Source organism: Pseudomonas ogarae (genome assembly GCF_014268695.2).
In the GTDB taxonomy this organism is placed as follows: Bacteria; Pseudomonadota; Gammaproteobacteria; order Pseudomonadales; family Pseudomonadaceae; genus Aquipseudomonas; species Aquipseudomonas kilonensis.
Genome location: NZ_CP077086.1, coordinates 4,102,286 through 4,114,155, shown reverse-complemented (window position 1 = coordinate 4,114,155; position 11,870 = coordinate 4,102,286). Strand labels below are relative to the sequence as shown.

Annotated in this window: 9 protein-coding genes; 5 read left to right on the top strand and 4 right to left on the bottom strand. The window is 63.2% G+C overall.

Annotated features, from left to right (window positions below):
- Positions 1-4: 4 nt before the first annotated feature.
- From HU749_RS17825 to tssB, 3 genes are all read right to left on the bottom strand, one after another.
- Complete coding sequence (locus HU749_RS17825) at positions 5-502, bottom strand: Hcp family type VI secretion system effector (RefSeq protein WP_046063980.1); 498 nt, start codon at positions 500-502, stop codon at positions 5-7.
- A 249-nt stretch (positions 503-751) separates the two neighbouring features.
- Positions 752-2,233, bottom strand: a complete 1,482-nt coding sequence (gene tssC / locus HU749_RS17820; protein WP_014337906.1) for a type VI secretion system contractile sheath large subunit — start codon at positions 2,231-2,233, stop codon at positions 752-754.
- 30 nt (positions 2,234-2,263) lie between these two features.
- Positions 2,264-2,824 (bottom strand): type VI secretion system contractile sheath small subunit, encoded by a 561-nt coding sequence (gene tssB, locus HU749_RS17815; RefSeq protein ID WP_003202799.1) that lies wholly within the window; start codon positions 2,822-2,824, stop codon positions 2,264-2,266.
- A 224-nt stretch (positions 2,825-3,048) separates the two neighbouring features.
- On the opposite strand from tssB, the gene HU749_RS17810 reads away from it, so the two are divergent.
- The 5 genes from HU749_RS17810 to tssA all read left to right on the top strand — a co-directional run bounded on the left by HU749_RS17810 (position 3,049) and on the right by tssA (position 10,577).
- Complete coding sequence (locus HU749_RS17810; protein WP_186652016.1) at positions 3,049-3,498, top strand: type VI secretion protein; 450 nt, start codon at positions 3,049-3,051, stop codon at positions 3,496-3,498.
- Between the two features lie 64 nt (positions 3,499-3,562).
- On the top strand, positions 3,563-4,894 hold the full coding sequence (gene tssK / locus HU749_RS17805) for a type VI secretion system baseplate subunit TssK (protein ID WP_186652018.1): 1,332 nt from the start codon (positions 3,563-3,565) through the stop codon (positions 4,892-4,894).
- 18 nt (positions 4,895-4,912) lie between these two features.
- A complete protein-coding gene (locus HU749_RS17800) occupies positions 4,913-5,677 on the top strand; it encodes a DotU family type IV/VI secretion system protein (RefSeq protein WP_046063978.1) in 765 nt (254 codons plus the stop codon).
- Positions 5,674-9,498 carry a type VI secretion system protein gene (locus HU749_RS17795; protein ID WP_186652020.1) on the top strand — a complete coding sequence of 1,275 codons (3,825 nt, stop codon included), beginning with the start codon at positions 5,674-5,676 and terminating at the stop codon, positions 9,496-9,498. The genes HU749_RS17800 and HU749_RS17795 overlap by 4 nt, the downstream gene beginning before the upstream one ends.
- Entirely contained in the window at positions 9,495-10,577 is a 1,083-nt protein-coding gene (gene tssA, locus HU749_RS17790) for a type VI secretion system protein TssA (RefSeq protein ID WP_186652022.1), read from the top strand. Before HU749_RS17795 ends, tssA begins: the two co-directional genes overlap by 4 nt.
- Here tssA and HU749_RS17785 read toward each other — a convergent pair.
- Positions 10,574-11,527, bottom strand: coding sequence for a 2-hydroxyacid dehydrogenase (locus tag HU749_RS17785; protein WP_024617964.1), 954 nt, complete (start codon positions 11,525-11,527; stop codon positions 10,574-10,576). The genes tssA and HU749_RS17785 overlap by 4 nt on opposite strands.
- Positions 11,528-11,870: the final 343 nt, after the last annotated feature.

Here is an 11,870-nt window from a genome sequence, read left to right as displayed (position 1 = left end):
TTCCTTACTTGGTCATTTTGTTGGCGGCCAGGTCCCAGGTCGTGCCCGCCGTGCCTTCCTTGGTGCCGTCGTCTTTCTGCGCGGTGAGCTCCCATTTGATCTTGGTGAAGTTCAGCGACAGGGTTTCCACCGGTTTGCCGCCGGTGCCGCCGCTGACACTGACGTTGGACAGCACGACGTTGGTCAGGGTGTAGATGATGAACGGCATGAGTTTGCCGCTGCCCTCGGCGGCGTTGCGGCCGATGGTGATGACGGCTTGCGGGATCGGCTTGCCGGCGCAGCAATACTCATTGAGGGTGGGGGTGGAGCTGTCGACGAATTTAGTCAGGGTGAACTCGCCGATATGGGGCCGGCCGGAGGTGCGCTCCGAGTTGCTGACGTCGTTGGTGACCTGCATCGCCACGTTGTGGCTGTAGGACATGACCTCGATCTTGTCCGTGAAACCCTCCAGCAGGCTGTCGCCCTTGATGTCGCCGCCGAGGTCGAGAATGATTGCATCCATTGTGTGGAACTCCTGAAGAAGACGAATGAGGTAGTGTCCGGTACCGATGAATTAACCTGTGGCCAAGGCGCTTGCTGTGGCTAGAAAGCTTTAAAGCTTTTTGTGGCGAGGGAGCTTGCTCCCGCTGGACTGCGCAGCAGTCCCAAAAAACAGGGCCGCTTCGCGCTGGAGCGCCAGCCCGGCCCAGCGGGAGCAAGCTCCCTCGCCACAAAAGCTCTCCAGCCACACAGCCACAGAGCCACACCGTGGTCAGGCAGCTACCGGCGGCGGCAGGGTCGCCACCAGGCGGATCGAGGCGGTCAGCTCCTCCAGCTGGAAGTGTGGCCGCAGGAACACCGTGGCCTTGTAGGCGCCTGGCTTGCCGGCCACTTCCGTCACGTCCACCCGTGCTTCGCGCAACGGGTACTGCGCCTTGATCTCTTGCGGCGCGTTGTCGTTGATCAGCACATAGTCGGCGATCCAGTTGTTGAGGTAGGTCTGCACGTTGTCGCGGGTCATGAAACTGCCGACCTTGTCACGCATGATCACCTTCAGGTAATGGGCGAAGCGCGAGGCCGCGAGCACATACGGCAACATCGCCGAGATCCGCGCGTTGGCGTTGGCCTCGTTGGTGTTGTAGAGCTTGGCCTTATTGGTGGTCTGGCCGCCGAAGAACACCGCCACGTCGCTGTTTTTCTTGTGGCACAGGGAGATGAAGCCCAGGTCGTTGAGTTCTTTTTCGCGGCGGTCGGTGATTGCCACTTCGGTCGGGCATTTGAGCGACAGGTCTCCGGAACTGGTGCGGAACGTATGGGCCGGCAGGCCTTCGACCGCGCCACCGCCCTCGGCCCCGCGAATGGCTGCGCACCAGCCATATTTGGCGAAGGCTTCGGTGATGCGTTGCGCCAGGGTCCAGGCGGCGTTGCCCCACAGGTATTTGCTGTGGTCGGTGCCGTTGACGTCTTCGACGTAGTTGATGCCTTCCACCGGCAGCGTGTCCGGGCCGTAGGGCAGGCGCAGCAGGAAGTGCGGCAGCACCAGGGACACGTAGCGCGAGTCTTCGCTTTCACGGAAGGCGCGCCACTTGATCAGCTCCTGGCTCTCGAAAATTTTTGACAGGTCCCTGGGGATCGCCAGTTCGGTGAAGCTGGTCATGTCGAACAACCGCGGGCTGGCCGCGGCAATGAACGGGGCGTGTGCGGCGGCGGCGACGTTCGAGAGTTTTTCCAGCAGGCCGATGTCCTGGGGATGCCGGCCAAAGGTGTAGTCGCCCACCAGCAGGCTGAACGGGTGCCCGCCGAAGGTGCCGTATTCTTCCTCGTAGATTTTCTTGAACAGCGCGCTCTGATCGAATTCGACGGCTTTTTCCAGATCGTTCTGCAGTTCTTTCTGGGTGACGTTGAGCAGGCGCAATTTGAGCCGGGTGCTGGTCTCGGTGTTCTGCACCAGCAGGTGCAGGCCGCGCCAGGAGGCTTCGAGTTTCTGCAGGTCAGGGTGGTGCAGCACTTCGTTGAGCTGGGCGCTGATCAACTGGTCGATCTGGCTGATGCGGTCGTTGATCATCGCCACGGTGTCCTTGTCGATGGCCATGCCTTCGTCGAGGACCTGGGTGGCGAATTCGGCCAGCATGTCGCGGGCGTAGTCTTGCTGGCTGTCGTCGTGGGCCATGCGGCCCTCGGCGATGATCTTGTCCAGCAGGGACAGGGTCTGGGTCGTGCTCTCGCTGGTTTGAGCGCTGGATGAAGCAGGCATGGCGTTATCTCCCTTGAATGATGCGCGCGATCAGGCCTGTGGTTCGGCCGGGGCAGGGTCATCGTTGGCGGCCACGGCGGGCAGCTCTGGCGGTACGTCCTGGGGGCGCGCCGACTTGATTTCCTGAAGGCCTTCGGTGTTGGCGATCACGTCGCGCAGCAGCTTGTCCAGGTCGTCGTTGCCATCGAGTTTGGTCAACAGGTCCCGCAGGCGTTGGCGCGCTTCGAACAACCGGCGCAGCGGCGTGACCTGCTCCACGACCTTGACCGGGTCGAAGTCGTCGATATGACGGAAGTTGAGTTCGATGTTGAGCTTGCTGTCGTCGCCGCTGAGGGTGTTGTTCACCTGGAGTGTGGCGCGGGGCGAGATGGAGGCGAGTACCTCGTTGAAATTATCCCGATCGATTTCCGTGAAGCGCCGCTCGTTGAGCTTGGGCAGCGGGTCCAGTGGCTTGCCTGAGAGGTCGGCCAGAATGCCGACCACCAGTGGCAATTCTTTTTTCTCGATGGCATTGCCGATTTCCACGTCATAGGTGATCTGGACGCGGGGAGGACGGACTCTGTCGAGCTTGTGCTGGGTACTTTCTGCCATGGCGGCCGACTCCGATGCATATGTGGGCGCAATGCATCGGGAGTCCCGCTCATCGCATTCCCTTGCTGATCCACAGGTTGCAAATGGACGGCAGAAAACCTGTCATTCCCTTGACGAACCTGGCGCATTCGACCGTGTGGGTCGAACTACCCAAGACGCTAGAACAGGTCTATAAAAAAGCAAGCAAAAACAATTTTTGACCGCTGAGAAAAGGAAGATTCATTTTGCGCGGATTTTTTTTCGGATTTTTTTTGAGCCTGGCACTCACCGGTTGCTCGCTTTTTGCGCCCAGTGTCGACCTGGACAGCCTGACCCTGGACGTCGCACCCCGTGCCAATGACGACACGCCGATCGCCGTGGACTTCATCGCGGTGAACGACCCGGACCTGCTCAAGCAGCTGTCGGGCATCACCGCCAGCCAGTGGTTCGCCGAGCGCGAACAGTTCCAGCGCGACTATCGTCAACTCATGTCGGTGTGGGGGCTGGAGCTGGTCCCTGGGCAATTCATCGACCGCCAACCCTTCCCGTTGGAGGGCCGGCGCGCCGCTGGACTTTTGGTCTTCGCCAGCTATAACACTCCCGGAGCCCACCGGCTTCGGCTGGACGATCAGCGCAAGGCCTGGCTGAAGTTCGACAGTCGCGAGATGACCCTCGTGAATGATGCGGCTCGCTGACAGCCAGCCTTGAGTGACCGCGGGCCGCCATGCGCGGCGACATTGGGATGTCGAAGGGAGTCGTATGAGTCTGTTACCTGACGCGGTGTGCTGGCATGAGGGCATGCAATTGCTGCCCCAGCATTTTCAATTGCAAGGGCTGCGTGCCGAGGCGCTGGCCGCGTATTTTGCCGGGGCCTGCAACCCTTGGTTCTGGGGGGTCAGCCAGCTGGAAGTCGATCCTTCGGCCCTCAGCGCCGGCCAGGTGCGGCTGCTGCAACTGCAAGGCACCTTGCCGGACGGCTTGCCGGTCAACCTGCAGGCCGGCCTCGGGCCGATCTTGGAGCTGGACATCACCGAGGCGATCGACAAGACCGACGACGCCACCGTGACTGTGTACCTGGCCGTCAGCCCACTGTGGCGCGCCGGGCAATTGGTGCCGCTCAAGGGGCGCCTGCAATCGGTGGTCGGCGAGGCGTTGCCAGACCTCACCAGCGGTGCATTTCCCGAGTCGATCACCGTCTGGCGACCCAACCCGAGGCTGTGCACGCAACTGAGCAAGGCCGATTCGATCTGCCTGCCGCTGTTGCGCATCCGCAAGGAGGGCGGTGGTTTCTGGCGCGTGCCCTACACCCCACCGACGCCGATCCTGTTGCCGGAATCGGCCCTCGGTCGACGGGTCGCCGGGGTGTGCGCCCGGGCCCGGGAAAAGTGCATGTTTCTCGCCGGTCGCTTGCGTCAGGCCCAGGCGGCTGGCAACCAGGACGATGCCATGGAGATCCGCCGGCAGTTGACCGCCTTGTGGGCGCGCTTGCCGGAAGTCGAAGGGGCGCTGAACACCCGGGTGGCCACGCCCCAGGCGCTCTACGGTTTGCTGCTGGGGCTGGCTGGAAGCTGGTCGGCCCTCGATCCGCTGGCGGGCGTCCCGGCCTTCGCGCCGCTGGACTTCCTCGAATTGCAGCGCGGCTATGAACCGTTGCTCGACTGGCTGGAAACCACCCTGGAACTGGTTCGCGCCGGCTATCGCAGCCTGGCCTTCGAGCGCGATGAGCAGGTCTTCTCGATCCAGTTGCCTGACGATGAGCCGGAGCAACGCCTGGTGATCGGCCTGCGCATGCCCAACGGCGCCAGTGAGCAGGCCGCGGCCGATTGGTTGCGCGGGGCGATCATCGCGTCGGCGCGGCACATCCCGCTGCTCAGCCGACAACGCATGAGCGGTCTGCCCCACCAGGCCATGAGCCGCAACGAACAGGTGGCCTACAGCGTGGGCGAGGACACCCGTTTGTTTGTGGTGGCCGCCAGCGGGCAATGGTTCGACGCGCAATTGCCGCTGCACATCGTGGCACCGGCATCGGCCCAGGCCAGCAGCCCGTGGCAAGTGGTGTTGTTCGTGGCGCAAGCCAGTGAAAGTGCCTGATCGCAAAAGGGGAGTCGTATGCCTGATGGAAGTGGCGGGGCGGTTCGGAGTCTGCATGAGGCGCCGCTGAGCAGCGCTTTTCGCCAGGCTTGGCTGAAGTGGTCCCAGGAGTGGCAAGACTTGCCCAAGGACAGCGACCCTGCGGTATTGGTCAATCGGGTGGTGGAGTTCTCCGGGCGCAGCGCCCAGCGTCTGTGGCGGGTGGCCTTCGCCACCGTCGGCGATGCAGCGACCGAGCAGGTCAAGGCGCTGGTCTACGCCTTCGTGGCGCTGGTGGACGAAACCTTGCTGTTCAGCCCCTGGCCCGGACAACTGGCGTGGCAGCAGCACCCCCTCGAGTCACGCATGTATGCCAGCCGCCAGGCCGGCGAGCGCTTGCCGGCGGCGATCAAGAAACTGCTGGACGAGCAGATGCCTGGCACCCGCGACCTGGCGAATGTCTACCTGCAATGCCTGATCCTCGGGTTCCAGGGGCGATTGCGTGGCGAGCCGGGCCAGGTCCAACATGCCAAGTGGCGCGTGGCGCTGTTCACCTTCGCCTGGCAACACGACCCTGATTACGTCGACGTCAGCCAGCGCCTGGCGCTGTCTTCGGCGACGCCGCCAGTGCGCATGCCAGTGCAGCAATCGCTGCCGGACGGCTTTCGCCTGGGGCTGGCGATCCTGGCGATGGTGTTGCTGCTGACCGGCTTGGGGCAGGTGTTCTGGCGTGACATCCGTTCGGAGCTCGAACCGGTGTTGCAACTGAACGAGTCGGCGGTGGTTCAGGAGCTGGATTCATGAGCCCCCTGAGCATCGTTGCCCTGGTGGTGCTCGCCATCGTCGTGGTGCTGTTGATCGCGGCCCTGATCTGGTGGCTGCGTACCCAGGGCGGGGCGGCGATCCGCAGTTTCTATGGGGCGGTGCACCGCATGGAGCAGGAGCAGGGCACCCGGGACCGCTATCAGATGCCCTGGCTGATGATGCTCGGCAACGAAAGCGATGGCGCCCAGTTGTGCGCCCAATGGCGCTTGCAACCGACCGACAAGGTGGCCTGGTTCGGGCGCTGGTTTTCCGATGCCGAGGGCTCGGTGCTGGTGGTGCCCCAGGCGTTGTTCCTGCCCGATGACGGCATGAACCGGCAACGGGGCAACTGGTGGCGCCTGCTGGGGCTGATGTTGCGCTTGCGCAGCAAGCGGCCATTGGATGCGGTGATCTGGACCGTACCTTTCAGCACCCTTGACGACATCGAGCACACCACCGAGCTGAGCCTCAAGGTCCGGCGGTGCTTTATCGACCTGTTGCAACGGTTCGGCCTCAGCCTGCCGGTGTACGTGGTGATCACCGGGATGGAAGAACTGCCCGGGGTCCAGGAACTGGTCAGCGCGCTGCCCGCCGAGGCGCGTGAATCGATGCTGGGCTGGTCCTCGCCCTATTTGCCGGATGCGGCCTGGCAGTCGCAGTGGAGTGACCAGGCCCTGGATCAGGTCAACGCGGCGCTGTCGCAGTCGATCATCGAGATCGGTGCGCTGTCGGGGCAATTGGGCAGCGATCTTTATGGGTTGCCGGAGCGCTTCGAAGGCTTGCGACGGGCCTTGCAAATCCTGCTGGAGCCGGTGTTCCAGGGCAATGCCCAAGGCGAAGCACCGCGTTGTCGCGGGGTGTATTTCACTGCCAGCCAGGCGCCGGTTGTCAGCGGTGATGGTTTGACCGCCGCCGACAGTGCCCAGCGGCAAACCGTGTTCGCCCGGCAATTGTGGTCACGACGGCTGGTGGCTGAGAGTGGCCTGGCCCAGCCTGTGCCGCGGCTGTTGCGCCTGCGCCAGCGCGGGCATCGGTTGGTCGGCGCGGTGGCGTTGGTGGTGGGCCTGGTCTGGTTGGGTGGCATGGTCTGGGTCTGGCACGATTCGGTGGAACAAGCCGAAGGGCTGTCGCGGTTGATCCTCAGCACCCATAAGAACCATCTCGTGGTCGACCCTGACGAACCGCAGCTGGAACCGACCCGACACAACGTGCAGAACTACTGGAACATGTTGGAAAAGGCCCCGAGCTGGCGCTTCGTCTCGGTGGTCTTTCCTACTTCGTGGTTCTCTTCCGTGGACACGCAACTGGAGAATGGGTTGCGCCTGACGGCTCGGCACCATTGGATATTGCCCTTGCGGGACCTGCTCAATTCCGACCTGGAACAGCTCAAGTCCATCCGCAACACTGAGCGGCGGGGCAATGTGGAGAACGAAGACCCGGCGCAATGGCAGAGTTATGTGAAGGCCAAGGAACTGGTGGAGCTCGCGGTACGCCTTGAGCAGCACAACCAGATGTTCAGCCAGGTGGTGAACGATCCCAAGGCACCGCTGGACGAACTGGTGCAACTGAGCAACACCGCCTTGTCCCTGGGTCTCAACACCGGCACCTTGAGCCGGCCACGGTTCTATAACCGGGTGCTGTTCGATGCCCAGAACAGCGATTTGAAAGGGCTGGACCTGAACGCCGCGCGCCCGGTGATCTCCGATAATTTCACCGGCCTGATGCAGCGCTGGCTGGACCATTACTTCCTGGCGGACAACTTCGTGCGTCAGGCCGGTTACCTCAAGCTGCACCTGCAACGGCTGGAGGCCGGCAGTGGCAATTCGTTGAGCGAACTCGAGGACCTGATGGCGCTGATCGACGATTTGCAGACGCTGGTCAGCCTGACCAATTCGGCTTGGGGCCGGGGCAAGGGCCAGGACCTGGTACCCGGCTACAGCCAGATGCTGGACAAGGTCAGCCACAGCACGTTGTTGGGGCCGGATATCGAGCAGGACCTGGAGAGTCAGGCGGCGAAACTCCAGCAGAGCTTTCGTGACCAGTGGATCGTCCAGACCGGTTCACGGGATAATCTGCTGGTGCAGCAGGGCAGTGGCCTGCTGGTTTTGCAAGACCATGTCACGGCGCTGGACGGTGCGGTGCAGGCGTTGTTCAAGCGTGATTTCGTGGCGTTGGCCATGCAGAAGGATCCGTCGGGCAACAACCCCGATTCGATGGGCCAGGGCGATGGCAGCGATGATTTCAGCGTCGCGCTGAACTACTTCGCCAGCTACAAGAGCTATGCCAATGAAGAAATGCCGCGCATTCCGCCGGATTACCGTGATGCGCTGATGCAGGCCGCTGAAGGCGCTGCGGCCCGGGCCATGTGGTTGAGCCTGGATGAAAGCGACGAGGCGTTGCCTGGCATGGGCTTCAATGTGCAAACGACCCAGGCCGTTGCGCTGCAAAAAGCCTTCATGGACGTGCACCGTAGCGACCTGGCGATTCGTTTCCAACGTCTGCTCAATCGCCGGGCACTGGCGCAACTCAAGAGTGGCCTGGACGAAATCGATGCCCAGCCGCTGTTCAGCCAGCGGGCCGATGTCCAGCGCTGGGACGGTTCGAAGAACTTCGGCTTGCAACTCTACGGTGCCAGCGATCCACAGGACCTGAAGCTGAACCTGGCCCAGCAATTCGGCGCGATGCTGCAGATCGCCGAGCAGCGAATGCCGGCGCTGGAATGGTTGATCGTCCAGCAGGACAACCTGTCGGCCCTGGAACACGACCAGGTGGCACGCTTCATGGCCCTCAACGATGAATTGCTCAAGTACAAGAACCAGAACCCGGCCAGCTCGGCGGCCCAACTGGAACAATTGGTGAGCCGGGACTTTATCGCCATGGACACCACTTCCTGCGCGCAGATCTTGCAGACCTCCAGCCTGCCCGGCGGACGCGGTGACCTGGCCCTGCGCACCGTCGCGTTGCAGCAGGGCGCCTTGCAACGTTGCTTGTACCTGCAACAGAACCAGGCCGCGGCCGCCTGGAATGACCTGGCCAACTATTTCAATCAATACCTGGCCGGGCGCTTTCCGTTTTCCCAGGACGTGCGGGCCAGCGATGCCGACCCGGCGCGGGTCCAGCATTTGCTGGAGCTGATCGACACGCACCTGCCCCTGGCCCAGGCCGGGCTGACGTTGAGCCAGACACCTGACCGGCTGGCGGCCGAGGATTTCCTCAACCGTTTGAAACAGGCTGGTACCTGGCTCGGGCCGCTGTTCGTGCGCGACAAGAGTGGCATCCTTGGGGTGGAAATGGACGTGCGCTGGCGCACCGATCGCGATGAAGAACGCGGCGCCGACCAGGTGATCGCCTGGAGCCTGGACGCCGGCAACCAACAGATCAGCTACCCCGGCGGCGGCCAGCCGAACCTGCGCTGGATGGTCGGCCAGCCCGTGCGCCTGACCTTGCGTTGGGCCCGCAACGGCTACCAGCGTCCGGCCAACGACCCGCTGCAACCGAACCTGGTGGTGCGCGACCTGGAGGCCGGCTGGGAGTACCAGGGACCTTGGTCATTGCTGCGCCTGATGCGCTCGCAGGTGGCGAGTCAGCGCCAGCCGAATGTCGACTACACCGATTTTCCCCTGGCCCTGCAACTGCCGGTGACCGCCCAGACCCAGGCCCGCACGGCGCAGCAAACGTTGATGTTCATGCGCCTGTCGTTGATGAGCCAGGGCTCCAAGCTGCCCCTGTCGATCCCGCCGCTGCCGACGCGGGCGCCCCGTTCACCTTTCATGGCGACCGCATCGAGCCCCGCCATTGCCACTCGTGAGGAGGGCCTGTGAGCTTGCCGATATCGCCTTTGCCTGAGCTGGTCAGCCAGTTGCTCGAGCCGATCAGCGCCGAATCGCCCTGTGGCCCGGACCTGCGCTACGAACCGGAATATGACCAGTTGCGCGAATTGCGCCGGGAGGACGACACCAGCCTGCCCACCGGTGTGTGGCAGTCTTCGATCAAGCGCGCCCTGTGGCCAGACCTGGAACGGCTCGCGACCACGTTGCTGCTTGAACGCAGCAAGGACCTGATGATCAGCGCCTGGCTGGGGGAGGCCTGGCTGCATATGGCTGGGCTGGAAGGGTTGCCGGGCAGCCTGGCGCTGGTGGCAGGGCTGTGTGAGCGCTATCCGGAGCAGTTGCACCCCCAGGCCGAGGAAGGCGACCAGTCATGGCGGGTGATCCCCCTGGAGTGGTTGGCCCGTCGCTACAGCGAAGTGCTGCTGACGCGGGTGCCGTTGTTCGACGGCCGGGAACAGGCCTTCGCCGCTTTCTGCCTGGACGACTGGCAACGCTTGCAGCGCCAGCAAGTGTTGGTCAACGACAGCAAGAACGCCAAGGCCTCGGCCGAAGCGGCGCGCAACGATCAAAAGAAGCTCAGCGAACTGATTCGCAACACACCCTTGTCGTTCTGGTTGCATCGCCAGGGCAGCCTGATGTTGAGCCTGCAACATCTGCAACGGCTCGAAGCCTGGAGCGACGCTTACCTGGGCAACCTGGCCCCGGGCTACAAATCCCTGCAGGACGTGATGCAGGCCTTGTTGGCACTGGTAGAGGAGTTCATCGCGATGCACCCACAGCAACCCACCGTCGCGCCGGTGCAAACGTCCCCGGCGACCACGACGTCGACGTCCCAGCCGCAGGCGGCACCTGCCCAGGTTTTCCAGGAACCGGCCAATCGTGAAGAGGCCTACCGACAGTTACTGGTCATCGCCGGTTACCTGGCCCGCACCGAACCCCACAGCCCGGTGCCCTACCTGATCCGACGCGGCGTGGAGTGGGGTAACAAGCCGTTGAGCGAGTTGCTGGGGGAACTGATCAGTGCCGATGCCGAATCCCGGCGCTTGTGGACGTTATTGGGCGTCCTCTAACGCTCCTCGTCGGGCCACGGTACTGGCGTCAACACCGGTTTGCCGGAAAAGAACGCGGTCAGGTTCTGGCCCACCAGCTCTACCATTGCGCGGGTCGCTTCCGGTGACAGGCCGGCCACGTGGGGTGTGAGGACGACGTTGGGCAGGTTTTTCAGCGCCTGCGGCACCTCGGGCTCGTGATCGAACACATCCAGGGCCGCTCCGGCAATTCGCCGGTGCTCCAGGGCGCTGATCAGATCGGCGGTAGCAACCACGCTGGCCCTGGCGACGTTCACCAGAAATCCTTTGGGGCCGAGCGCATCGAGGGTCTGCTTGTTGATCAATTGCCGGGTATCCAGGCCGCCTGGCGTGGCGACGATCAGGAAGTCCGAAACCCGCGCCAGTTCCGTGGGAGTGGCGCAGAAGGTGTAGGGCACGTCATTGCGCACCCGCCGATTGTGATAGCTGATACTCATGTCAAAGCCCAGGGCGGCCCGCTTGGCGATTGCCATGCCCACCGCGCCAAGGCCCAACACGCCCAGCCGCTTGCCCGCCAGGGAAGGGCGCGCAACCCTTGGCCATTCGCCCCGCCGCAGGGCGGCATCGGAGTGGGGTATGTCGCGCACCAGCGCCAGCAACAGCGCCATGGCATGGTCGGCTACCGACGACGCGTTGACCCCGGCGCCGTTGGTGACCACGATGCCCCGATGGCGCGCGGCCTGCAGGTCTACTTGTTCGTAACCGGCACCGATCACGCAGATAATTTTCAGGTTGGGCAGGGCGGCGATCTCTTCCTCCGTCAGACCCAGGGGGCCGCGGGTCAGCACTGCGCTGAAGCGTTCACCGTGTTCGAAAATCGCCGTCTTGCGTTCGGCAGGCGTGGGCGCCAATTCCAGGTGGTAACCCTGCTTCTCGAGAATCGGCAGGCATTCATTGACGGTTTCAACCAGTACCAGAACGGTTGCGGTCATGCTGGGCTCCTGTGGGCGCTGGGGCGATTTCACGTATTCAACCTGATTGTAGGAGCCGGGGGCAGGGGGGCTTGGCTTTTTATGTGCATTTCGGTCGTAGTAGTGAGTACATATCCATTTCTGCGGTAACGGCCGCTTAGGGTTCCGCCCTGACGGCGGGTCACTTTTGGAAGAGCGCTGTACGGACCGGACACATGGTTAACGGGGCGCCGAGATCAACGTCCACCGCGAGGCGGCCTAGTAGCCGACCTGGCTCTTCCGGTCGTACACCCATCAGATCTGTTTGAGCAGGACCTGTGGGAGCGAGCTTGCTCGCGAAGGCGGCGGTACGTTCAGCGCTGAT